Raw genomic sequence first — 25,095 nt, 5'->3', positions numbered from 1 at the left:
CTTCGTACTAAGAGCCGAGCAGAGATCAGCTTTTTCGAGGAGAAAGAAAGCGACTCTTTTTTCTAAAAAAATCAAGTATCCTAACATGGATTGTTTTGTTCTCTTCTCTATTTCTAAAAATTCCTTCGTGGTAGGGGAGGAGTATATTCCGATGCGCATCATAAAAGACAATAGGGAATGTAAGGCCTAAGGTTTTCTGGACACGTGTTTGGCACTGGATTGGCCAATTTTTGCGATTGCGGTGAATCACGACCAATAAATAAGGCTTGTTCTTCTGTGAAATTTAAGGGAGCTATCCAATCGCGGCATAGCACTTAACCTTATTGTATTCTTCCATCCAATCTCGATAATAAGTTCCCTTATCCGAAAACAACATAGCCTTAATAACAACACGCTTGGCGATCAAATCCAAACCCAACCAAGCATTCTTTATTCCACTACTCTCCATAAAGAGGAGTTTGTAAGTTTTGGGAAATCCATGTCATAGATAGCTCACGTGTATGTCCTTTACAAATCTTAATAAGGTTACAAGAACCGGTGGAGGTTCTAAACTACCTGTCAAATAGCGATACTTATGGGTGGCATCCTTCGGAGGTTCGATTCTCAAATTAGGCTGATAACAATAACTGATTTTTAATCGTTTTAAAAACTGTGAACTATTTTTTTTCTTTGACAATTTTAATTAAAAGACTACTTGTTGCTGCAACAGTAGCTAGATTGTCTATTCTTTTTAAGAAATTTTCAGGATAGGAAAAATTGTAGATCCTCTTAAATACAATCCCTATTTTATCCATCAAGAATAATAACTGATTTAACTAAGGGTTTTGAGCTTGAGCGAGTAACGCTCGATATTCCATCAATGAACCAAGACCTTTTTGCCAAATGCCTTGGCACAACTCATGCATCACCTCGTGGTTTTCTTCCTCTTCGGGATAGGATGCCCCCATGACCATTTTCTAACAACATACTGCGAATGGTTTGTGACGAATGAAGATTATAACGAAAACTAGTTAAACTGATGATATAAATTTCTCGACACTTCCAAGAAGCGAAGCATTCTATGGATAATTCGGGTGATGGCTCATAGCTTAATAGAAAGCGTAACGTGAATATTTCTAAACTATCATCGGGATTTTCTTGGTTAGGCAAAAAGTACGCTGGACAAACCGCCATCTAAATTGAAGGGTTTAGCCTGACAAATAAATCTTTCTACAGCTAAAATTTGCAGTTTTTTTAAAAATCGTATCATAGCCGTAATAATTTTTTTCCCGTAATGCGGGGAAAGAGTTCAACTGAGATGCCTCGTGAAGGATAGTAAATAAGGCTTTTAAAAGATATATTGTATTCCCCATGGGAAACGGCTTGCGTTAATGCATCATTGGATACCTTATTTATTAACTGCAATGTGGCATTCCAGTTTTGCTCTTTTATACAAATATCCAAACTGGTCTGGCCGCCTCTGGTTTTTTTTAGTCAGAGCGCAAGACAAGGCTTCAGAACTCGCTTTACTTACAAAATTGGTAAAACTTTATTCTGGTTGGTTGCGGGCAACAGCATGTAACATATAAAAGGGTCCATCCATTGTCGAGCAATAAGGTTAAGCGTTTTATTAATTGCTGAAGAGGTTGCTTTATCAATCAATACCATAAACCCGGTCTCAGATTGAGAGATGGCAGCTGTCATTAAGGAAATTCTTCCATCATTGGCCCGCAGAATTAAGGCTGCATCCAGTATAACTGTACTAATTTTGTTTATAAATGCTAGAAATACTTCTGTTGGCAGGGCAGGCAGCAAGCGACACATAAAAAATCTTCTTGATATTTAGAGTTTTTTTAAAAATAACGCTTTCCCAAAAGAATTTGTACTGACTTTAGCTAAAAATGACTCGATCACTTCAGCAGGTTACTTAACGAAAGCATCACTTAAAACCCTAACCGGACTCCGCCGGTTGATAGCGAACAACGTAGCTAAGTAGATTCCTACCATCCACATCGGCTATATTTAAGGTAGCATCCACTGCGAACTAATTTGCTTTGACTAATTTTCTTTCTAATTTTTTTATTTAACAGTACCAAAAATGCTTTCGCCGGTTGATTTTCAGCTACTGCCTGCAAAGGAGTTACTTTCCTAGAAAGTTCCGAAGTAGTTTGCAAAATTAAGATCCTATCAATAGCCTGAATACTGACTTTCTTTATTAACCGTTAACAAGATTTCCGGCGGTTGAAATTTGGCAACCAAATGGAGTAATCGACAATTTTTACCCATATTATCGGGCGATGTGAAGATACGTTCCAAATCACGTTCATATTTACCAAGTAAGAATAAAAAACCAGCTGACTTACGCGCAGGAATGTTCAATAAGCTCACGAAAGTGCTTATGTAAAGAATTAAAAAAATCTTCGATATGCTTTAGGGATGGATAGAGATTTTTGAGTAAGCGTCTCAAATTGTTTAACACTGTCCAACAGCAAAGACAGTCAGATCCGCCTCTTAATTTTTGTGACACGCGCTTCTTCAACACCCAAAGGATGTAGAATTGAGAGACTTTTTATAAAAGGCAACAAAATCCCCTGTAGATTTTTCAGTAAAAAAATAATATTCCACACCAGTTTTAGCCTTATTTAAAAGATAGGTAGAAACATTGATTTCAATGATTTTTATAAAGACGGCTTATATCTTCTGCCGATAATTGCGATTTTTGATGATTATCATCAATTGCTAATATTTCTCTAATATAACGATCGATGTGCTCTTCGGTAAGTTCAATTGTTTGTACATCCGTCAAAAAACCTAGTACTCTTGCAGTCGAATAAATATAAGAGCAATATGCATTTAGGTATTTTTGAAAAGATAAAGCGCAATAAATTGTTGTTCCTTCTTTCTTTTTAGAGAATCAGAAATGGTGGGATTATTAAACACCCCTGTATGGGAAAAACTTTCAAAAAGAATATCTAAAGTTAAACCGCTTTTGCGAATGCCTGCTGTGATAGCCATTGCTCCACTCGTCCGTGCTTCGATACACCAAACGAATAATCAAAGTATCCTTTATTTTTCATAAATAGAACGTCATCCTCAAATTCTTGGACATGAAGCGCAAGTGCTCCTCGAGCTTCCAAAGAGTTGCTATAGAAATTAAAATGCAGACTCGTCCCAAAAAAATCACGAATCACCCCATTTTTTCCGTCACGTTCAGCAATTTTTAAAGGCGTTCTACCATCATAAAAATAACGAACAGAATGATCGTAGTCAGCATCATCTTGGTAATGGCAGATATTCGTACGATGCTCGACGAAAAAAGCAATAAAATCAAAATTGGTTTTTATATATTTTAAACAATTAACTACTTATCCAACATCTTCTCTAAGATTACCAAAATATATAGATGTTCTTGAGTATAGAGAAATAATTGATCTAAAATTGTGTTACCGGGGAATGGATGGCATTATCTGGATTTTTCTTGGCCGGAGCGATAAAAATTTTCTCGGAGAAAAATCGACAGATGATTTTTTATCCTTTATATTTTCAGAAAAAATAAATTATCTATCTAGCCTTAACCCATCCTTAAAAAAGTTATGGAATTGATGTTTGCCTCACGACACGTTAATTTGAAATTTTTTTAAAAAATATATAGGTGTAAGTTAATTTTTTAGAAGTTTTTTTAGATTAATTTGATAAAAGAAATATTTCTTCCTGCCAATCCAAAAAAAATCTACCATGCTCTATTTATTAGAGCAAATCTTTATTCAGAGGAATGATCTTCTGAAGTATTCTCTTGGGATTCTTTCGCACGGCGCCAACCTTCAATGGTGCGCTGGCGTTTGCGAGCTAGGGTCAGTTGATGAGGAGGGGCATTTTGGGTGATTGTGGAACCGGCTCCAATGGTGGCTTCTTCTCCTATAATTATGGGTGCAACAAGAGAGGTATTCGAGCCGATGAAAGCGCCATCTTCAATTTTAGTTTCCCATTTATTAACTCCATCGTAATTACAAGTAATTGTCCCGGCACCAATATTAACATTTTTGCCGATGGAAGCATCGCCGAGATAGGTTAAATGGTTGGCTTTGCTATTGGGTCCCAAAATTGTTTTTTTTATTTCTACAAAATTTCCTACTTTAGCTCCTTTTTCCAAAATACTGTCAGATCGAATGCGAGCAAATGGGCCGACGCTACAATGGGCTGCAATGCTGGCACCTTCGATGATACTATTTGCGTGAATTTCCGTATCATTACCAATAATAACGTTCTTTAAAATAACGTTGGGGCCGATTCTCACATTGGCTCCCAATTGAATTTCTCCTTCCAAAACTACATTAACGTCAATAAAAACATCGTGACTGACCTGAATCTTTTCACCTCGAATATCTATTCGGTCCGGATCAGCAATCGTTACCCCATTCAAGGCTAATTTCTGGACCATTAAGCGCTGATAATAACGCTCCAAATGAATTAATTGCCAACGATCATTAACACCTTGTACTTCTTCATGAAAAGGGGTCTTAACACTTTTCACGGGACAACCTGCAGCGACTGCTAAAGCCACCGTATCGGTGAGGTAGTATTCTTGTTGGCAATTGTTGTTAGTTAGGCGGGGTAACCAGTTTTTTAAATTCTTCGCCGAAGCAGTCAGAATACCGGTATTAATTTCACATATTTTTCGTTGTTGGTCATTCGCATCTCTATGCTCCACAATGCTAATGATATTTTCGTATTCATCACGAATAATTCGTCCAAACCCATGAGGATCCGGTAATTCAGCAACAACTAATCCTAGCCCGTTAGGGGGTGTGTTTTGTAATAAACCCATGAGAGTTTGAGAAGAAATAAGTGGAACATCTCCATACAGAACAAGAACTTGATCGTCATCATGACAAAAGGAGATAGCTTGTAGCAGAGCATGACCTGTGCCTAATTGTTTTTCTTGTTCGACCCAATTAACTAGTAAATAACCCAATTTTTCTCGGACCTGCTTTCCTCCATTTCCATAGACTACATAAATTGTATCAGCATTTAAAGTTTGCGCCGTCTTTACTACCCGTTCTAAAAGGGGGACGCCAGCCAAGGAATGTAAGACCTTAGGAATATTCGAAGTCATTCGCTTTCCTTTGCCGGCTGCTAAAATGACGATGCTTAACCCCATTCAAAATCTCTCATTATAAATCCTTTAACCTTTTGCGCGTTTGCGAATCATCTGGATGGCACGCAACTGAGCGGCAGCTTCTGCGAGCTCCGTCATTGCGCGTGAATATTCAATTCCTGCCTTTTGCTCACTTAATCGGCACTCTGCTTCTTCTTTAGCGGCGATCACAGCAGCTTCATTCAAATCAGCAGCACGTAAAGCTGTATCTGCCAAAACTGTAACGATCTCTGGCTGGACTTCTAGCATTCCACCCGATATATAAAATACTTCTTCTTTGCCGTTTTCTAAAACAGCACTGATTTGCCCTGGCTTCAAAGAAGTTAAGAGCTGACGATGCCCTGGGTAGATACCAAGCTCACCCATACTTCCCGTGACAATAATTTTCTCAAATTTGCCGCTAAATATACCAGCCTCAGCTGAGACGATTTCTAATTGCATTGTTTTAGCCATAGTTTTCAACAATCAATATTTCACGACTTTTCTTCATAAACACCTGATCTCAGCAATTTTTCTTCCTACAGGTCGCCCTTAGGCAAGGCGGTTTCCAAAAAATCCCTTGAAAATAATTATAAAGACTTCGCCTTTTCAGTCGCCTCTTCGATGCTCCCAACCATATAAAAGGCTTGCTCAGGGAGTTCGTCATATTCCCCATTGATAATGCCTTTGAACCCACGAATGGTATCCTGCAACGAAACGTATTTACCCGAAGCCCCTGTAAATACCTCGGCGACAAAGAAAGGTTGAGACAAAAAGCGCTGGATTTTACGCGCCCGACGGACAGAGAGCTTGTCTTCTTCGGAAAGCTCATCCATTCCTAAAATAGCTATAATGTCCTTTAATTCTTCGTACCTTTGGAGTGTTTCTTGAACACTGCAAGCAGCCCGATAATGCTCTTCGCCAATGATCAATGGGTCAAGTTGGCGACTCGTGGAATCAAGAGGATCAATTGCGGGATAAATACCTCGTTCAGCTATTTGACGAGAAAGAACCACGGTAGCATCTAAGTGAGCAAAAGTTGTGGCCGGAGAAGGATCCGTTAAATCATCGGCAGGTACATATACTGCTTGGATAGAGGTAATAGAACCAGTTTTAGTAGATGTGATTCGCTCTTGAAGCGCGCCCATCTCTTCGGCCAAAGTAGGCTGGTAACCTACTGCGGAGGGCATCCTACCCAAAAGAGCGGAAACTTCTACACCCGCTAATGTGTAGCGGAAAATGTTATCGATAAATAACAACACATCACGACCTTCGTCCCGAAAGGCTTCCGCCAAGGTAAGTCCTGTCAAACCAACTCGGAGCCTATTCCCTGGAGGCTCGTTCATTTGGCCATATACCAAGGCTACTTTATCCAAGACTTGGGATTCTTTCATTTCCTGATAGAAATCATTTCCTTCACGAGTCCGTTCCCCTACACCGGCAAAAACGGAATAACCACTGTGTTCAATAGCAATATTGCGAATTAATTCCATCATATTCACGGTTTTACCTACGCCTGCACCGCCAAAGAGCCCTACCTTACCTCCTTTAGCGAAGGGACATAGTAAATCAATCACTTTAATGCCGGTTTCTAATAATTCGGTGGTTCCCGATTGTTCAATGAAAGAAGGAGCCGCACGATGGATAGGCAGCCGTTCTTTCGCATTGATAGGACCAGCTTCATCAATCGGGTCACCGAGAACATTCATAATGCGCCCCAACGTTTTTTCCCCGACCGGAACCTCAATCGGCCTTCCAGTATTTACGACAGCAATACCTCGTTTTAATCCCTCGGTAGTACCAATAGCAATGGTGCGGACTACGCCATCGCCAAGCTGCTGCTGGACTTCCAATGTCAACTGGTTATCACTAACCTGAAGAGTATCATAGACTTTAGGAATAGCCTTGCGTGGAAATTCCACATCAACCACAGCGCCAATGATTTCGGTAATAGTACCAATCGTTGTCATTCGCGTTACCTCATTTTTTCTCAATTTATTCTACTGCTGAAGCACCTGTGACAATCTCCGCAATTTCCCTGGTTATCCCAGCCTGACGCACTTTATTATAAATGAGCTGTAACTCATCGATTAATCGCCCAGCATTTTCTGTCGCATTTTTCATAGCTACCCTACGCGCACTTTGTTCACAAGCGATATTCTCAATGACAGCTTGATACACCTGCGATTCAATATACCGAACTAATAACATCTCTAATAACTCTTTAGAGGCATCAGGCTCATAAATATAATCCCAAAAATCTTCTTCAACTTCTTTTTTATCAGCTACCAAGGGGAGTAATTGGCGAATAACCGGTTTTTGGATCATAGTATTTACAAATTCATTGGTAGCAATATAAATGGCATCAATTTTCTTGTCGTTAAAGCGATCCAGCATCACTTTCACCAAGCTGATAATATCTTGCACTTTGGGTTCATCCCCTAAATGATCTGCCACAGCTATAACATTGCCTCGATAACGGCTGAAAAAGGCTTCACCTTTTCGACCAATAACACATAAATCAATTCCAATATTTTCTTCATTCCATTTTTTCATTTCCGTCACAGCGGCCTGAAATAAATTAATATTTAACCCACCACACAAGCCTCGATCCGTAGTCACTATGATATAACCTATGTGCTCCGTTACTTTGCGCTGTTCCAAATAAGGATGAGCGTATTCAGCATGGCTTGCAGCTACATGGCTAATGACTTTGCGAATTTTATCAGCATACGGTCGAGACATCGCCATGCGATCCTGCGCTTTTCGCATTTTACTCGCTGCCACAAGCTCCATTGCTCGCGTAATTTTTTGCGTATTTTTAATGCTGGCAATCTTTGTTCGTATTTCTTGTGCTTTAGACATAATGTTATAATTAAATCAATATCCAGAATTAATAAGCCTGTGTTTTCTTAAATTCCTCTATAACGGCTTTAATTTTTTCAATCACCCACTCGGAATAATCCGGATTCTTATTAATCTCATCTAATAAATCTTGATGCTGATCGTGAACAAAACTTATTAAGGATTTTTCGAAATCTACTACTTTTTTCAACTCTACATCTTCCAAATAATTATTATTCACGACGTACCATAAAATGGCCATCTCTGCAACGCTTAAGGGCTGGTATTGAGGTTGTTTCAGCACTTCAATTACTCGCTGTCCATGCTCTAATTGTTTGCGAGTAGTTTCATCCAAATCGGATGCAAATTGAGCAAAAGCTTCCAACTCACGGTATTGCGCCAAAGCAATTCGCAAACCGCCAATCAATTTTTTAATAATTTTAGTTTGTGCTACCCCACCCACTCGCGAAACAGATAAACCAGCATTAATAGCAGGACGAATACCAGCATTAAATAAATTAACATCTAAATAAATTTGTCCGTCCGTAATTGATATCACATTGGTTGGAATGAATGCCGAGACATCACCCGCTTGAGTTTCAATAATGGGTAATGCTGTAAGCGAACCGGTTTTACCTTTTACTTTTCCTTCGGTAAATTGTTCTACATAGTGTTCATTAACATGGGCTGCTCTTTCCAATAATCGGGAATGTAAATAAAAGACATCGCCCGGGTAAGCTTCACGTCCCGGTGGGCGACGTAATAAAAGGGATATTTGACGATACGCCCAGGCCTGTTTAGTTAAATCATCATAAATAATTAATGCATTTTGCCCACGATCTCTAAAATACTCTCCCATCGAGCATCCCGCATAGGGAGCTAAATACTGTAAAGCAGCCGCTTCTGAAGCACTTGCATTCACAATAATGGTGTGCTCCATCGCTCCGTGTTCTTCTAATTTGCGCACCACGGCTGCAATGGAGGACTGCTTTTGCCCAATGGCAACGTAAATACATTTTACACCGGTATTCTTTTGATTAATGATCGTATCAATAGCAATAGCAGTTTTTCCTGTTTGACGATCGCCGATAATCAATTCCCGTTGACCACGACCAATCGGAACCATTGCATCGATTGATTTAATTCCAGTTTGCAAAGGTGTATCTACAGATTTTCGAGTAATTACGCCGGGTGCAACTTTTTCAATTGGGGAAGTGAGTGTGGTTTCAATAGGACCCTTGCCGTCGATAGGCTTACCCAGAGCATTCACTACTCGTCCTAACAAAGCTTCGCCCATGGGAACTTCCAAAATTTGTCCGGTACAGCGGGCCGTCATCCCTTCTTCTAAATGTTCATACGGCCCCATTACGACGGCCCCGACTGAATCACGCTCGAGGTTAAACGCTAAACCAAAGGTATTTTCTGGAAATTCGATCATTTCCCCGAACATAAAATCGCGCAGCCCATAAACTCGAACAATACCATCTTTGAGATTAACGATAGTGCCTTCTGTACGCTCTTCAGCTTTAATACCAAACTTTTCAATCCGCGATTTAATAATGTCGCTAATTTCAGCTGCTCGTAATTGCCTCGTCATAAAATATTACCCCTTTAAATTTTCTGACAATCGGGTTAGCTTGCCTCTAATAGAACCATCCATGACCCAATTACCAGCGCGAATAATAGCGCCTCCTATCAAAGATTCATCGATTGTGACTTTTAATTTCACTTTGGCATTAAATCGTTTTTCCAGCTTCTTTTTAACTTGTTTTCGCTGGTGATTACTTAAAGAAAAAGCCGATATAATTTCAGCCTCTGTTACACCTTGATAGTCACTTAAAAGATTAAAGTAGAGCAAAGCGATATTGGGTAAAGCAATTAATCTTTTTTCATTCATCAGTAATTGAAGAAAATTCTCCAATCTTTCTTTTGGGATATCAGTAGTTTCTGGATTAATTTCAGAAAGTAGCTCAAGCAATAAATCTTTTGTTTCTTTATTTGAAATATTGGGATCATTAATTATTGGAATTATTGATTTATTTTTAATAATTTTTGCAAGTGCATTTAACACTGTCCACCAAGAGGCTAATTGATCTGTCTCTTTAGCTTCCGCAAAGAGTGCTTTGGCGTAGGGTCTTGCAAGTGTTAAATGTAAGGCCATCCTTAAATCTCACTAACCAATTCATCAACCAAATGATCATTGCTGGCTTTATCTACTTCACGTTGCAAAATTTTTTGCGCGCCTGCCACGGCGATCTCGGATACCTGCTTAAGCAATTCCGTCTTTGCCGCATTGTATTTCTGTTCAATATCATTTTTTGCTAACTGCAAAAGTTGTGCCCCTTCTTCGCGCGCTTTATTTTTAGCAGTTTCAATTATGTGATTCGCGCGTTGGTTTGCTTGTTCAATTATTTGAGCCGCTTGTGCTTTCGCTTCTACTAATGCTTCTTTCGCTTTAATTTCTGCTAGTTTAAGCTCCTTATGTCCCTTTTCCGCAGCAGCTAATCCATCCGCGATATTTTTACGCCGAGTTTCTAGTGCCTTTATCATTGGCGGCCATATAAACTTCATCGTTAATCCAATAAAGACTATAAAAACTAGCATTTGTACAATCAACGACACATTAATATCCACTCTAATTACCTCTTTTCACTTCGCACTTCCACTCACCGATCCACGAACTAAGCTTGGTTTTATTGACCAGCGGCGGCTCTGCCTACAGCTTTCACTACGGCATTCAAAAATGGATTTCGAGCAAAAATCAAAATTAAACCCATCACCAGCGAGATAGCCGCAAATGCATCTACTAATCCTGCCATTAAAAACATACGAATCATTAACATAGTGGACAATTCAGGCTGTCGAGCCACACCTTCCAAAAACTTCCCCCCGAGCATCCCAAAGCCAATGGCCGTTCCCATAGCTGCAAGCCCAATAAATAAGCCTGCTGCAATCGCTGAAAGCCCTTGCACACTTGCAATTAACTGAGCAATATTCATCCAACTTCTCCTCTTTAATATTAATGTGATTCCGCTGCGAGGCTGATATATACAACCGTCAACATCATAAAAATAAATGCCTGAACTGTGATCACCAACAAGTGGAATACAGTCCAAACCATGCCTAATGTAAATTGACTCCACCAGGGTAACAACGCAATTAATATGAAAATTAATTCTCCTGCAAAAAGATTTCCAAAAAGTCGCAACGCCAAGGAAATCGGTTTAACCCCTTCATCAATTAAACGAAAAATTACATTAATAGGCATGAGATACCAGCCAAATGGTCGGCTTAAAACTTCCTTCCCTAAGCCGATAGCGCCTTTCATTTTGAAGTTGTAAAAAATAACCAAAATAAAAACAGTAATCGACATAGCAAAGGTCAAGGTGGGGTCTGCGGTAGGAACTGCTTTGAAATGCTCTACATCAGCAAAATCAAACAAGCGGAGTATTAAATCAACGGGCACAAGATCCATAAAATTCATTAAAAATACCCAAATGAAAATAGTTAGCGCTAGCGGCGCCACTAAACTTCGATCGCCATGAAAAGAATCTTTAACGGTATTGTCGACTGCTTCCACAGCCATTTCTACAAAATTTTGTCCTTTCCCGGGAGTATTGACTGTTGCACGCCGTGCAATCATATAAAAGAGAGTAAGAAATAAGAGACCAAGCACTATAGAAATAATAAGTGTATCGAGATTAAGTGTCCAAAAGCCGCCATCCGTAAATGTAAAATTATGCAGGTTCAACTTCCAATGTACCATATGATGTTGAACATATTCGGCTGATGTTAAGTTAGCCTGTGTGCTCATTTACACCCTATCTAATTTAAATCTAATTTAACAACTAATGCTGCGAGCCAAAATCCAAATTGAGCTCCCACAAATCCCATAATAAACGGCACAATAGAAACTGAGATGTATAAGATAATTACAATTACCATTCCAGCACTTAGTGCCAATTTGATCACTTCTCCTAAATAGAAGCTGACCATACTTTGTTTGACCACTCGAGGGCTTGTGGTAGCAAATAAACAATGAGCAAAATAGAGACTCGGTAACAAACAGGCCATACCTCCTAGAAGCACAGACAGACCCTCTATCACCCCCTTTATCCACCACCATCCCAAGGCAACGACAACTACGATCATTGCTTGCAGTCCAACTAGCCGGTAAGCAATCACGCGAGCTGATCGCGTCACCTTATTTAGAGGAGACTTTTGACGCATGAAGCCCCCTCCACTGCCATCGAAAAACGGTTAGAATTTCGCGAGTATATAGATTTTTGGCAGGGGTAGCAAGGTTAATCAGAAGCTCCTGTTAGGAATGCGATTCCACAGTGAACATTGATGCAGTTGGTTGATACATCGGCATCTCTAGCATCCTTCTTTCGTGTCCTCAAAATATATTATATAAATTATCAATAAGATAATAAAAAGAAAAGAAAAGAAAAAAATAAAAAGAACCAAAAATATGAATAAGATAACCTTAGTCATGCTCGTGGACACACTCGTAGTAATACCGGTAAAGCCAAAAGCGCTGTGATGAGCGCAATAACAAGAAATATTAGTACTCAAGTCAGTATGATTAATTTCCTTATATTTCACTAGTCATCCCTACTCCTTAAGAGGAGAGCTGCTAATGAATAGAACTTTCACAATCCTAGCTGAAGTAAAGCTGAAAATATACCTGTAAATCTAAATATGGTGGCAATCAGAGCAATCACAAAAAAGGTAACAATTCAGGACCTCCTAATTGTTGAGCCTTTCTTGAATGATAGGCTGGTTTCAAGATTAAGTCAAAAATATACAGAAGTTGAGAAAATAAATTCAATGCTTTAAAAAATAAGTCTCTTTTAGTGACATTCACAAAAAATAAAATAAGTCCTCCAAGAGCTAAAAACTAAAATACCACACTCATTCCCACCCGTTGGCTACTGAAAAGAACTGTAAAGAGGCCAATAAACCAAGGGTCCATAAAGTCTTTGACTTTCCCCGAAAATGCATAAAGGCCAAACATCTTGGTCATTATGAGGGCGGCGCTAGCTTAATCATTAATGATCGACTAGCAGCATTGACAGGGCCTACCACTAAAGATAAACACCATTCCAAAAACTAAAAAAAATGGGGTTTTTACTAAGGCTATAGCAATACTACTGAGTAAAATAATTCCCAAGGAAATTAAGATCTTAGATTTGGGCCCAAAAAATCATCTAACTATGCAAAAACTATAGTTCCTAAACAGGCCACGATATTTAAAGTGATCCCAAACTGAAGAACCACTTATGTAAAACTCACACCAAATCTTCGTGCCGTATAAATTCGTCCGAAAGCAAAGATGCTATTAAAGCCATCGATATATATCATGCGCGCGATTAAAAATTTAAAGGCTTCTTTGTACTTAGGCAATCGGCGAAGCGTTTGTCAAAATTATTTCAAACTCAACCGTACTGCTTGCTTATAAGGCATTCGAGTAGGATGGCGATCAGGCGTCCCAATTACAAAGGCAAAGAAAAAAATAAAATACTAGCACGTTACAAAAGGTCTTATCACCCGAATATGTTCTTGCGTCGCATTATTAATGCTAAACAAGATTACCTGGAATAAATGCAAAGAGCGCAATTAACAAACTAACAAGTCCCCCAAGATAGCCTAATAAACCCCACCCCAACCCTGAAATACGACCTAAATATTTTTTTAGGTGCTAAATCCCACAGCCCCCCCAGCATGGAATTATAAAATACTATATTACCTCTACCCTGATTTCGCCAAATACGAGCCAAACCAAAGCTCCCACATTACATAAACAGAATTGGGTTGAGTAAACCTAGGAGTAGGGCTCTTGAAAATATAGATAATCCCACAAAAATCATCACCCAGGGTTTTCTCCGGCCTTCATAATCGGCAATAGTCCCAAAGGGCGGATTTAAAAGAGCAATGCATAATCCTGCTATAGCAATAACTGTTCCCCATTACGAAAAGTCTCCACAAATTATTAATAACTACTTTTTCAGTAAAATAAGGAGAAAAAATAAAAGTCAAAATCACCGTAGAAAAAGCAGAGTTAGCTAAGTCATATAAAGCCAAAGTGATAATTCCTCGTTTTATTATTTTTGAAGTATTAATAGCTAACTTCCCTCAGAAAATCTCGCTGTTATTAAATTAATGGTTTGTTCTCTCGTATGTTTGACCGTATATTTGTCAATTAGCAGGCGTGTTTGATGTTGCAATCGCATATCTCATCACAGTCTATTCCTTCAGGAAAAAGATGGACAGGTAGTAATTTTGACTTTTGCTGGTTTAAGCAAAAAACGAGTAGCACGTAGGATTTTCCTCGCCCAAAAATAGCAATAGGACGAATGGGAGTTCACTGATTCAATATTCAACAGCTATTTTTAAAGTGCCTAATTTAAAAGGGCGTATTCCCGTTGCGCAACTAAACTTCGCTTCGGGAAAAATAAGTATGGATCGTCTTTGCTTAGCCTTTCTTCAATGTAATTAGTATCTGAGCAACTTTTAGAAAAATCCATGTGATCGACAGTTAGTAAATTTAGTTGTTTAATAAAGCTTTTTATCATTGGAATTTTTAATATTCCATTTTACCAATAAAATCAATTCCTTCCAGAAAAATACTTACTAAAATTATAATATCAATATAATTTATCTGATTTACCACATAGACTTTCGCCTCCTTATTGATATTTTCTTTTCCCTCAATTATGGTTAGAGATAACTTCAATCTCAAAATTAATTGCGCCCAATATTTAAATAGCGAGGCTGATTTTTGGGATGGTAAAATATCTACTAACAACTATAAAAATGGAATCGTTACCACTAGAATAACAAAGAGATAAATATTATAATTATATAGAATCTTTCCCCAGATAAATATTACATTTTTTTATCTTCTTAATTTAAGTGTACCTTGGAAGAATAATTTAGCCAATTGCTATTTTGGTGAAGAAATGTACAACTTAATTTTCCAGCGAGATACGCTTGTTGGCAGGAAGAGCGGCGGAATTTTCCGCTGGATGTTTTTTAGAACCGCGTGCGCCGATGCTAAGATTACTTCATCGGGTAGGGAAGCCCCATTTGTGAAACCATCCATCCTGCTGACAATTTTGTTCTCTATCTCAACGTGATTTTTCATCAAAACTTTTTATTTCAGCAACGATAATCAACTTTTTGGTGGCTGATTTTTTATCTTTAACTCCAAATGCTACTACCGAACCTCTGCGCATCCCTTCAACCAGACTAACAATTTCTTCAATTTAGGTAGGGTAATAATTATGACCGGCTTTAACGATTAAATCTTTTTTTACTTCTCGTAATAAAAAGTTCTCCGTTGACTAACTAAATAACCAAGATCGCGTGTATCTCAGCAGCCTTGATGAAAAGCTGCCTGAGTCTCCTGATTATTTCGACAATAACCTTGCATGGCAGAAAGTCCTTTAAATTGAATACTTCCTACCGTTCGTTCCGCCACTAGTTGGTTATTATCACCCATCAAAAATACGAATTTCATGATTTTTTTAATACGCTTCCGCAAGAAACAAATTCATAATAATTTTTTTCTCCAAACAAAACAGGTACAGCTGTTCCTTCTTTTTTAAAAGGAAATCGTTTAATGCGATCGATGCGCGACGAGCGATTCAGTCGCGGAAAGGTGAGTGCTAAAGAACATTCTGATAACCCGTAAACAGGAAAAAAGTCCTCATTTTAAAATCTATAGAGTTTAAACCGTTTGCAATATAAGTGCTTCACACTTAGCACGACCAAAAGTTTGCATACTTTTTAAGTTGATCCATATGAAACGGAGGATAAAGATGAACAGGGATACCACCGGTAAGTAGAGTTCCTAAAAAGCATAAAAAAATTCACACAAGGTAGGAAGCATAATAGCAATGGTTTCTCAGGACGTTAAGCCTTTATAAATTAATCCGTTAGCGAAGGTTTTTGCTTTACTAAAAAATTCTTCGTAGCAGATAATAGTTTCATCTCTTCGTTCATTCTGTAAATAAATATTTTGCTGTTTAAGATAATTTTTTGCATAAAGAGTTACAACTTCGATTAATTTTTTTTCTAAAAAATGGGCTGTATGAGTGGGAGGAAGCTTTGAAATAAGTTCTCGCTTTTTCCTCTGTATCAAGAAAGGTTGCGCTTCTTTTATTATTTCCACCAAGTCTTTTAATCGCTTCGCTTCCGCTATTAAGGATTCGGGCAATTCAACGCCAAAAGATTTCTCAATACTAATTAAATAATTCAGCTTTTTCTAGGCTTCCAATTTCCTAAATCACAATCTAAATGAACTTTAAGAGTAAGAAAGCGGGCAGCGCGATCTAGCTCCTAAACCCAATAAAAATTGATGAGTAATGACAATGAGTTTGGATTTAATTTGAACTTTCGGTTTATCCATAAAAAATAAATCATCATTATTATCGTATTCGTTCTAAAATTCCCTCCAATTCATCCGTGCTATTATAATGAATGATAAGTTTACCCTTACCTTTTGGATTATGCCGAATAGCCACTGTAGCACCTAATTTATCTGATAAATCCTTTTGTAAGCGTGCAACGTCTGGATCCGAAAAAGTACGAAGTATTTGACTTTTTCCATTCTCTTGTAACTGGCGAATTAATTTTTCCGTTTCGCGCACAGACAAACCTTTATTTACAATGTCTTTAGCTATGTTGCTTTGACGCACCCCCTCCTCTACCGCCAATAAAGCCCGAGCATGGCCCATATTTAAATGACCTTCTTCGAGCAATTGACGGACATCAGAATTCAATTTTAAGAGTCGCAATAGATTAGTAACGCTCGCACGGGATTTACCAACAGCTTCAGCCACTTCCTGATGAGTCATGGAAAATTCATTTAATAATCGTTGCAAAGCAACTCCTTCTTCTATAACATTTAAATTTTGTCGCTGAATATTCTCAATAAGCGAGATGGCTATGGCGGCCTGATCAGAAATTGAGCGAATAACAACAGGAATTTCCTTCAGTCCAGCTAACTGTGCTGCTCGCCAACGACGCTCACCGGCAATTATTTCGTAATGAGTACCAAGAGATCGAACGACAATAGGTTGAATGATACCCTGTGAACGAATCGAACTGGCCAATTCTTTTAAGGCTTCTTTATTTATGTGCTGCCGCGGCTGATAACGACCCGGCTGGATCTTCTCGATTGATAATTTCTTTAATTCGCTGTTTTGGGAAAATGACGCGCTTGAGTAGTTAATGTCAGTCAGTAATTCATTTAATCCCAGCTCACTTAATGCTCGTCCAAGACCCCGCTTTTGTGTCATTGTAATACCTCATGATAACACATTATTTCTCCCGCTAAAGCTAAATAGGCATCTGCCCCCTGAGAACTTTTATCATATTTCATCACGGGCAAACCATGGCTGGGTGCTTCTGCTAAACGAACATTTCGGGGAATAACTGTTTTATAAACTTTCTCACCAAAATGGGCGAGTAACTGTTCGGAAACTTCCACAGTCAGCCGATTGCGCCCATCGTACATTGTTCGTAATAATCCCTCAATTTTCAGCGCGGGGTTGGCCGCTTTTCGAATCCGCTCGATACTCGACAGCAAACTAGTTAAACCTTCTAAAGCATAATATTCACATTGAATGGGAATTAAAACACTGTCTGCCGCGACTAACGCATTCACCGTCAACATATTTAAAGAAGGAGGGCAATCGATCAAAATAAAATCATACGCATTCTTAATGGACTTTAACGCTTCTTCTAAACAATATTCCCTCTGTCCTGCTTTCAATAAGCGGACTTCAGCCACGGTAAGTCCACCATTGGCAGGGAGTAAATCGTATTTCCAACTTGTAGAGATCATAGCCTGTTGTACAGTAACATTCCCCAAAAGGACATCGTTAGTTGAAGAAGTAATGGTTTGTTTGTCCACTCCCGAGCCCACCGTGGCACTACCTTGCGGATCTATATCAATTAACAAAATACGGCGTTTCGCTGCCGCTAACGAAGCTGCGAGGTTGACCGCTGACGTGGTCTTACCGACTCCCCCTTTTTGGTTGGCTACGGCAATTATTGCTGTTTTCAATCTCGACAAGATGACGCTCCGCTGTTAAACCTGGCACAAGCAAGCGATGTACCCAAATCGGATTGTTCGATCGCTCTTGTAATTTCTCCGTCGGATAGGTGCCTTTCATTATAAACCATCGTCCGTGGGGGCAAAGTAAATGTTGGCTCTGATCCACAATTAACTTATAGGACCAAAAGCGCGAGCCGTGATTGCTCTTCAAAGTATCCTTTGGGCTGATATATTTCTACCCAGGATTCTACCACGCTTACGTTAGTTAACTAAAAATGAGTACCGTCTAGCGTAAGGAAGCGATTTTCTTGGATTTTCTATTGAGTAGAGTAAAATGTTTATCTGGACAGGTCAATTCTAAAGGCAGCCCTGGAAAACCGCCCCTACTTCCAATATCTAAAACAGTTTGTCCTTTTTTGAAGAAAAATAATAAAATCGAACATCGTTTGCTGCGCTCTTTCCGAGATATTAATTTTCAAAACCTCGATGTTTTTCTTTAATTTTTCCCTCATCGCTTTTAAGCTAAGGAAGAAACATGCTGTAGAAAAAAAGTGGGATGCTCAGAAAATTCCTCTTTTTTTAAAATGAACAAGCAATAAAGAAATTGCTGCAGGAGTAACTCCGGGAATGCGACCTGCTTGACCCACGGTAGTAGGTTTAATTTCCAGTAATTTTTGGCGGACCTCATTGGATAAACCAGAAATTTCTTCATAATTCATTGTTGGAGGAATTGGTGCGCTTTCATATTTTTTTTGACGGGAAATTTCCACCCGTTGGTGGGCTAAATAGCCTTCGTATTTTGCTTGAATTTCGATTTGTTCAGCCGCAACCGCATCTAAAACTGCTGGCCCTAACTTTTCAATATCCATCAATTGGTAATAAGTAATTTCTGGCCGACGCAAAAGATCTAATAAAGAATATTCTCGTTCTAACGTTTGTTGAAACCGTGTTTCAATAGCTTGCGCCATAATTGTATTGGGTTTAATCAAATATTTTTTTAATCGTTGTTGTTCTTTCTCAATCATTTCCTTTTTACGGATAAAAGATTCCCACCGGAAATTGTCCACGCACCCCAATTCCCATCCTTTTTGGGTCAGTCGTAAATCTGCATTGTCTTGGCGCAACAATAACCGATATTCCGAACGACTCGTGAACATGCGATAGGGTTCTTTAGTACCTCGGGTAATGAGATCATCAATTAAAACCCCAATGTACGCTTCATCACGCCCCGGCGTCCAAGGCTCACGCTCTTGAATTTGCAAAGCAGCATTAATTCCAGCAATAAGGCCTTGAGCTGCTGCCTCTTCATAACCTGTGGTGCCGTTAATTTGCCCTGCGAAATAAAGTCCGGGTAGATACTTCGTTTCTAAAGAAGATTTTAAGTCACGCGGATCAAAATAATCATATTCAATAGCATAGCCCAGGCGGGTAATGTGGCAATTCTCTAATCCTTTTATGCTGTGTATAAAATCCACTTGGACATCAAAATCTAAACTCGTAGAAACGCCATTAGGATAAACTTCAGGGGTATTCAATCCTTCTGGTTCTAAAAAGATTTGATGTGAAAGACGATCTTGAAACCGAACCACTTTATCTTCGATAGAAGGACAATAACGGGGTCCTATGCCTTCAATAACGCCGGAAAAGAGTGGCGAGGTTTTCAATCCCGAGCGAATAATGTCATGGGTTTTTTCGTTAGTATGAGTAATAAAACAGGAAATTTGCTTCGGATGTTCTCTTACCTTTCCCCAATAGGACATCACAGGTAGGGGTTGGTCACCCAATTGTTCTTCCAGTTGAGAATAATCAATGGTCCGCCCATCAATCCTCGGAGGTGTCCCAGTTTTTAACCGTTCTACCCGAAAGGGCATAGTTCGTAATTGCTCAGCGAGGGCGAGGGCGGGAGGATCCCCCATACGACCACCGCTGTAATTTTTTATACCAATGTGAATTTTACCCCCCAAAAAAGTTCCAACGGTCAATATGACAGCAAGAGCATGAAAGCAAAGACCTATTTGGGTAACGACACCTTTCACTCGGTTATGCTCTTGGATTAAATCAATCACTGCTTGTTGAAATAACCAGAGGTTTGGCTGATTTTCCAATGCTCGGCGGATGGATGCTTTGTAGAGAGTGCGATCAGCTTGGGCACGGGTCGCGCGAACTGCTGGGCCCTTCCGTGAATTAAGAGTGCGAAAGTGAATGCCAGCTTGATCAGTCGCATAAGCCATGATACCCCCCAAGGCATCTATTTCTTTAACCAACTGGGTTTTACCAATTCCACCAATTGCAGGATTACAAGACATTTGTCCGAGTGTTTCGATGTTATGGGTAAGTAATAAAGTTCGAGCACCCATCCGCGCAGCTGCTAAAGCCGCTTCGGTTCCCGCGTGGCCCCCTCCAACTACAATAACGTCGAATTGTTGAGTGGTACTTTTCATGTGGCGAATTTTAGCACAATTCATTGTTTTATAAAGCGATTACTTCTTATTTTGATCATTTTCCAATGCAAAATTTCGAAAATATTTTTTCCAGCAAATCATCAGAGGTAAATTCACCGGTAATTTCTGATAGAGCTTGCTGAGCATGAAGGAGATCTTCTGCTGCGAGTTCACCCGCTCTTTGATGAACCAATTGCTCGTAAGCACTTTGAAGAAACGTTCTGCTTCTTCTAATGGCATCACAATGACGACCTCTAGCGATAAAATTACTTTCATTCGTCGTTTCTAATCCCACTATTTCTTTTAAATGTTCTTTTAAAATTTCAATACCGGCTCCTGTCTTAGCGGAAAGTTTAATCCGTAGGTAATCGCTCTTTTCCTTTGATGGTTTTTCTCCCGTCAGATCAATTTTATTTTCAATAACAATAATTAGAACTCGACTTTCTTTTTCAGAGAAAAGATTGGCTAAAGTTTTTTTGATCATTCTTGATGAAGCTTGAGAAGCATCTACCATTAGTAAAATAAGATCGGCTCGCTCAAGAGCTTTTTTAGTTCGCCGAACACCTTCTTTTTCTATGATATCCTGAGTAATTCGTAATCCCGCCGTATCCAATAGGTGAATCGGCATCCCATCAATATGAATTGATTCTCGCAAAATATCACGAGTAGTACCTGCAATATCCGTAACGATTGCTGTTTCTTGCCCGCTTAAAAAGTTCAATAGACTGGATTTTCCTACATTGGGTTCACCTGCAATAACAACAGTGACACCATCCCGCAATAGAGCTCCTTGTTTTGCTGTTGTTTCAATTTCTTCGACCTTTTTTAATAATTTTTCGAGCTTTTCTTGGAGGATTTTATCTGTAAAAAAATCAATTTCTTCTTCGGGAAAATCGATAGCTGCTTCAATATAGGTGCGTAACTCAACTAGTCCTTTAACCAATTCATTAATTCGCTTAGAAAATTTACCTTGGAGCGAACGAATCGCTGAACGTGCTGCTTGTTCCGAAGTAGCATTAATTAAATCCGAAATGGCCTCAGCTTGAACTAAATCAATTTTATTATTTAAAAAAGCTATTTCGGAAAATTCTCCAGGCCGGGCTAATCGAGCTCCTAGTTGGATAATATTTTTTAAAAGCCTATCCATAATTACCGGCCCACCATGCCCCTGTAATTCTAATACGTCCTCACCTGTAAAAGAATTAGGCTTTGGAAAATACAAGGCAACTCCTTCATCGAGGAAGGCGCCCTCGGAATCTTTAAATACACTCAAGGTGGCATACCGCGGTTTAGGAATAAATCCTATGATTTTTTTCGCAATATGGAGCGTGCTCGGACCTGAAACGCGAATAATACCTATCCCTCCTCGACCTGCTGGAGTGGCTAGCGCGGCAATGGTTTTATGCAATGATTTCATTGGATACTAACCCTAATACAAAAAATGTTAATCATAACACAATCTTACCACCCTTAGGCCTTCAACCAGTTATAGTTGCTCATTACCATCTAAAATAAGTGGTAAATATAAAGGCTGAATAAAAGTACTATAATTTTTTAAGTATAAAAGGTGATTTTTTTATTTTCTAAGTGGTATTTATAAGGTTGTTATGGCAGGCCTATCAGGCGGAATAAAAACTGCTGGCCGAAGGTGCTGGAGGACGATCTCATATAGAAAAAAGACTCAATCACAACGAATGCATAGTCTTTCTAAATCAGGTAAAAAGGTGGAAAGGCTCTAGCAGAACAGAAGTGGATAAATATAAATAACATTGTCAAGGACTGAAAACCCGGACTCAGAGGAGGTTAACTAAAAGCCAAAGATTTTTTTATTGAATAAGACACGTATTACACCTTTTGTAGAATTTTTATTTCTTCTTTCTTTCCCGTCGAATTTTTAATTTAGCTTTATGACTTTCGTAGATTTTATTCACATACCATTGCTGTAAAGTTTGTACCACGTTGTTAGCTAACCAATACAGTACGAGACCGACAGGAAAATTGATAAAAAATACCGTAAAGATAACTGGCAAAATCCACATCACTTTTTGTTGGGCGGGATCGGGAGAGGTTGGTGATAGCGATTGCTGAGCTAACATACTCACCCCCATTAAAATAGGCAGAATATAATAGGGATCTTTAACAGATAAATCGTGAATCCAAAGAATAAATTGCGCTTGGCGCAATTCCACACTTTCAATAATCACGTAATAAAATGCAATAAATACCGGAATCTGGATTAGCATGGGTAAACAGCCACCCAATGGATTAATTTTTTCTTTACGATAAAGTTCCATTGTAGCGCGGCTTAATGCTTGTCGATCATCACCATAGCGCTCTTTTAAGGCTTGCAAACGAGGCTGCATTTCACGCATTCGAGCCATCGATCGGAAGCTTTTTGCAGAAAACCAATAAAAAACAATTTTGATGAGAATCGTCGTCAGGACGATAGTCCATCCCCAATTTTTAACCACCGCGTGGATGGCGCTCATGATCCAAAATAACAAGGTCGAAATTGGCCATAACCAGCCATAATCAATAGTACGATCTAGTCCAGGTGCTAATGCTTTTAAGCGTTTTACAACCTCGGGACCAACATAAAATGTTGCATAGCTTGTAGCTGTTTCCCCAGAGGCTACACTCATTTGAGGACTAACAAAACCAATAACGTAAAGATTAGGGCCAGTTCCAGAGGGAATGACATGGCTGTAATAATGATACGTAAAATCCGGATTGCCTGGAATCCAAGCGCTTAAAAAATAATGCTGTTGCATGGCAATCCAGCCATCTTTGGAAGTGCGATTAATATTTTGCTTATCCATTGCTTCATAAGTTACCTTTTCGTAAGGTATTTGCGGACTGGAAATGGCCACACCGTTATAACTTCGTAGATAAAAATGCCTGTGTTCAGCCGTAGGCTCGCGCCGTGTAATTTGAGTATAGAGGCTACCTTCCCAGGGTTTAGCTGTGCCATTATGCACTTGGTATCCAATCTGCACAGCATAATCATTGCGATGGAAAGTATAGGTTTTGCTGATGTGCAAGCCATTTGGAGTCTGGGCCCTTAATTGAACAATAAGCTCATTTTGATTATCCGCTAATTCATACTGTTTTTTTTGTGCCATGTAATGAATAGGAACTTGCCCATTCAAGTTAGTTAGGCCGCTTTGAGCGATGTAAAAACGGTCCGTATCGTTACTCAAAATTTGAAAACAGGTTTGCTTTTCTTCTAAGGAGATCGGATATTTAGGCAACTTAGCTGAGACAATATTTCCTCCGTGAGTGTCGATAGCCAGTTCCAAAACGTCGGTTTTAACGGTAACTAACCACCTTCCGAAAGCTTTTTCTTGATTCAGAGTAGAAGCTACAGCTACTTCAGTTCTGGTTTTTTCTGCCGTACCCGGCGTGAACGTGGGTGGAGTATAGTCTGTGGATGTTTTTCCATTCACTTCCGTACCCACCGATTTAGGTTTTTGCTCCAGATCAGGCGGGTAATCACTCATCCAAGCGTTAAAAAGCGCAATAGCTAAAAGGGCCACAATGATATATAAAATCGCTTTTTTAATATCCGTCATTACGTCAACTTTTTGTAGTTTTTAGGAACCTGATCTATCCCCCCCGAATCGAAAGGGTGGCATTTTAAGAGCCGGAAAAGGGTTAAATAAATCGCTTTTACTACATTGAATCGGCTAAAAGCGGTTTCAGCATAACGAGAACAACTTGGATAAAACCGACAAGCGCTTCCTACATAAGGACTTATAACGTATTGATAAATTTTAATCATTCCGAGGAAGATACTTCGGATTACATGATCAATTGATTGAATAATCGGTTTACACATTCATGCAACTCTTTTTTGCTTACCTCCTCTGATCGAGATTTTGCTATAAAAACAATGTCTATTGAGGGTAGACGATGCTTTTGAAGACGAAAATCTTCTTTCACTATTCGTTTTGCACGATTTCGCATTACGGCTTTTTTTAAGCTTTTTCGGCTGGCTACAACACCTAAACGAGGATAACCTAAGTTATTGTTTTTAAAATAGAGCAAATAGTAATGTCCTAACAAACGTTGACGTCCCAAGTAAACGCGGTGAAATTCAGCTGTGGTACGGATTCGCCAACTCGTAGAGAAGTCATGATTCATCAAACTACTAAGTGTTTTCTGCCTTTTGCTCGGCGCCGATTTAATACTTGACGACCATTTTTAATAGCCATGCGTGTCCGAAAGCCATGTGTGCGATTTCGCTTCAGTTTGCTGGGCTGATAGGTTCGTTTCATAACTGTTCACCTAATCAAGGTAATTAAAAGATCCGTAATCATAAATCAGGGTGCGCCAGCGTGTCAAACAAACGAATTGCTTTCTAAGAATTTCCGGCTCAGATTTACGGCTAGCCAGAGACTGCTGATAGCTTTCAGTAATTTTGTCTCTATCAAGTTTTTCAAACACTAAAACTAAATATTAATTTATTTGATAGTTGTTTTTGAACCTGTTGATACTGTTTATAAGGCTAATAGCTTTTAAAAATTAATGAGTTGTTAGTGTAGTCCACTGTGAATCTCTGCAGGAGTTAAATTAGAATATCCTGTGGATATTTGTGGATAAGTTGGGGGCGATCCAAGCTATTGATC

Annotated in this window: 26 protein-coding genes and 1 pseudogene; all 27 read right to left on the bottom strand. The window is 39.1% G+C overall.

Annotated features, from left to right (window positions below):
* Positions 1–815 precede the first annotated feature (815 nt).
* Positions 816–947: a hypothetical protein gene (locus tag CleRt_RS12805; protein ID WP_306686708.1), complete on the bottom strand. Its 132-nt coding sequence runs from the start codon at positions 945–947 to the stop codon at positions 816–818.
* Between the two features lie 562 nt (positions 948–1,509).
* A complete protein-coding gene (locus CleRt_RS00210) occupies positions 1,510–1,803 on the bottom strand; it encodes a hypothetical protein (RefSeq protein WP_048874761.1) in 294 nt (97 codons plus the stop codon).
* A gap of 363 nt (positions 1,804–2,166) precedes the next feature.
* On the bottom strand, positions 2,167–2,367 hold the full coding sequence (locus CleRt_RS00205; RefSeq protein ID WP_048874760.1) for a hypothetical protein: 201 nt from the start codon (positions 2,365–2,367) through the stop codon (positions 2,167–2,169).
* 280 nt (positions 2,368–2,647) lie between these two features.
* The gene (locus CleRt_RS09545) at positions 2,648–2,785 is read right to left on the bottom strand and encodes a hypothetical protein (protein ID WP_157870738.1); all 138 of its coding nucleotides are present in this window, start codon (positions 2,783–2,785) and stop codon (positions 2,648–2,650) included.
* A 47-nt stretch (positions 2,786–2,832) separates the two neighbouring features.
* On the bottom strand, positions 2,833–2,994 hold the full coding sequence (locus CleRt_RS09540; RefSeq protein WP_157870737.1) for a hypothetical protein: 162 nt from the start codon (positions 2,992–2,994) through the stop codon (positions 2,833–2,835).
* Positions 2,995–3,739: 745 nt separating this feature from the next.
* On the bottom strand, positions 3,740–5,137 hold the full coding sequence (glmU, locus tag CleRt_RS00200) for a bifunctional UDP-N-acetylglucosamine diphosphorylase/glucosamine-1-phosphate N-acetyltransferase GlmU (protein WP_048874759.1): 1,398 nt from the start codon (positions 5,135–5,137) through the stop codon (positions 3,740–3,742).
* A gap of 24 nt (positions 5,138–5,161) precedes the next feature.
* Entirely contained in the window at positions 5,162–5,587 is a 426-nt protein-coding gene (locus tag CleRt_RS00195; protein ID WP_048874758.1) for a F0F1 ATP synthase subunit epsilon, read from the bottom strand.
* Between the two features lie 116 nt (positions 5,588–5,703).
* Entirely contained in the window at positions 5,704–7,083 is a 1,380-nt protein-coding gene (gene atpD / locus CleRt_RS00190; protein WP_048875739.1) for a F0F1 ATP synthase subunit beta, read from the bottom strand.
* A 25-nt stretch (positions 7,084–7,108) separates the two neighbouring features.
* Complete coding sequence (gene atpG, locus CleRt_RS00185; RefSeq protein ID WP_048874757.1) at positions 7,109–7,978, bottom strand: F0F1 ATP synthase subunit gamma; 870 nt, start codon at positions 7,976–7,978, stop codon at positions 7,109–7,111.
* Between the two features lie 28 nt (positions 7,979–8,006).
* Complete coding sequence (gene atpA, locus CleRt_RS00180; protein WP_048874756.1) at positions 8,007–9,554, bottom strand: F0F1 ATP synthase subunit alpha; 1,548 nt, start codon at positions 9,552–9,554, stop codon at positions 8,007–8,009.
* 6 nt (positions 9,555–9,560) lie between these two features.
* Positions 9,561–10,118: a F0F1 ATP synthase subunit delta gene (locus tag CleRt_RS00175; RefSeq protein WP_048874755.1), complete on the bottom strand. Its 558-nt coding sequence runs from the start codon at positions 10,116–10,118 to the stop codon at positions 9,561–9,563.
* Between the two features lie 2 nt (positions 10,119–10,120).
* Positions 10,121–10,591: a F0F1 ATP synthase subunit B gene (locus CleRt_RS00170; RefSeq protein ID WP_048874754.1), complete on the bottom strand. Its 471-nt coding sequence runs from the start codon at positions 10,589–10,591 to the stop codon at positions 10,121–10,123.
* A gap of 59 nt (positions 10,592–10,650) precedes the next feature.
* Positions 10,651–10,956: a F0F1 ATP synthase subunit C gene (atpE, locus tag CleRt_RS00165; protein WP_048874753.1), complete on the bottom strand. Its 306-nt coding sequence runs from the start codon at positions 10,954–10,956 to the stop codon at positions 10,651–10,653.
* 20 nt (positions 10,957–10,976) lie between these two features.
* The gene (atpB, locus tag CleRt_RS00160; protein WP_048874752.1) at positions 10,977–11,771 is read right to left on the bottom strand and encodes a F0F1 ATP synthase subunit A; all 795 of its coding nucleotides are present in this window, start codon (positions 11,769–11,771) and stop codon (positions 10,977–10,979) included.
* A gap of 11 nt (positions 11,772–11,782) precedes the next feature.
* Positions 11,783–12,187 carry an ATP synthase subunit I gene (locus CleRt_RS00155; protein ID WP_048874751.1) on the bottom strand — a complete coding sequence of 135 codons (405 nt, stop codon included), beginning with the start codon at positions 12,185–12,187 and terminating at the stop codon, positions 11,783–11,785.
* 2,145 nt (positions 12,188–14,332) lie between these two features.
* Positions 14,333–14,425 (bottom strand): annotated as a pseudogene (locus tag CleRt_RS13700) (hypothetical protein); the annotation flags it as partial.
* Positions 14,426–15,335: 910 nt separating this feature from the next.
* The gene (locus CleRt_RS10875; RefSeq protein ID WP_235379052.1) at positions 15,336–15,482 is read right to left on the bottom strand and encodes a hypothetical protein; all 147 of its coding nucleotides are present in this window, start codon (positions 15,480–15,482) and stop codon (positions 15,336–15,338) included.
* 387 nt (positions 15,483–15,869) lie between these two features.
* Positions 15,870–16,181 (bottom strand): hypothetical protein, encoded by a 312-nt coding sequence (locus CleRt_RS10870; RefSeq protein ID WP_048874747.1) that lies wholly within the window; start codon positions 16,179–16,181, stop codon positions 15,870–15,872.
* Between the two features lie 211 nt (positions 16,182–16,392).
* On the bottom strand, positions 16,393–17,271 hold the full coding sequence (locus CleRt_RS00130) for a ParB/RepB/Spo0J family partition protein (protein WP_442778089.1): 879 nt from the start codon (positions 17,269–17,271) through the stop codon (positions 16,393–16,395).
* On the bottom strand, positions 17,262–18,035 hold the full coding sequence (locus tag CleRt_RS00125; protein WP_048874745.1) for a ParA family protein: 774 nt from the start codon (positions 18,033–18,035) through the stop codon (positions 17,262–17,264). Before CleRt_RS00125 ends, CleRt_RS00130 begins: the two co-directional genes overlap by 10 nt.
* A 277-nt stretch (positions 18,036–18,312) precedes the next feature.
* Positions 18,313–18,420, bottom strand: coding sequence for an RsmG family class I SAM-dependent methyltransferase (locus CleRt_RS13695; protein WP_371440277.1), 108 nt, complete (start codon positions 18,418–18,420; stop codon positions 18,313–18,315).
* 166 nt (positions 18,421–18,586) lie between these two features.
* Complete coding sequence (gene mnmG / locus CleRt_RS00120) at positions 18,587–20,467, bottom strand: tRNA uridine-5-carboxymethylaminomethyl(34) synthesis enzyme MnmG (RefSeq protein WP_048875738.1); 1,881 nt, start codon at positions 20,465–20,467, stop codon at positions 18,587–18,589.
* Between the two features lie 55 nt (positions 20,468–20,522).
* Positions 20,523–21,884 (bottom strand): tRNA uridine-5-carboxymethylaminomethyl(34) synthesis GTPase MnmE, encoded by a 1,362-nt coding sequence (mnmE, locus tag CleRt_RS00115; protein ID WP_048874744.1) that lies wholly within the window; start codon positions 21,882–21,884, stop codon positions 20,523–20,525.
* Between the two features lie 448 nt (positions 21,885–22,332).
* On the bottom strand, positions 22,333–24,039 hold the full coding sequence (gene yidC / locus CleRt_RS00110; RefSeq protein WP_048874743.1) for a membrane protein insertase YidC: 1,707 nt from the start codon (positions 24,037–24,039) through the stop codon (positions 22,333–22,335).
* A complete protein-coding gene (gene yidD / locus CleRt_RS00105) occupies positions 24,039–24,305 on the bottom strand; it encodes a membrane protein insertion efficiency factor YidD (RefSeq protein WP_048874742.1) in 267 nt (88 codons plus the stop codon). Before yidD ends, yidC begins: the two co-directional genes overlap by 1 nt.
* Positions 24,269–24,610, bottom strand: a complete 342-nt coding sequence (gene rnpA, locus CleRt_RS00100; protein ID WP_048874741.1) for a ribonuclease P protein component — start codon at positions 24,608–24,610, stop codon at positions 24,269–24,271. Before rnpA ends, yidD begins: the two co-directional genes overlap by 37 nt.
* A complete protein-coding gene (gene rpmH / locus CleRt_RS00095; protein WP_048874740.1) occupies positions 24,610–24,744 on the bottom strand; it encodes a 50S ribosomal protein L34 in 135 nt (44 codons plus the stop codon). The genes rnpA and rpmH overlap by 1 nt, the downstream gene beginning before the upstream one ends.
* Positions 24,745–25,095: the final 351 nt, after the last annotated feature.

Origin of the sequence: Candidatus Coxiella mudrowiae, from assembly GCA_001077715.1 — a bacterium.
Classification (GTDB): Bacteria; Pseudomonadota; Gammaproteobacteria; order Coxiellales; family Coxiellaceae; genus Coxiella; species Coxiella mudrowiae.
This window is presented reverse-complemented; position numbering and strand designations above follow the sequence as displayed.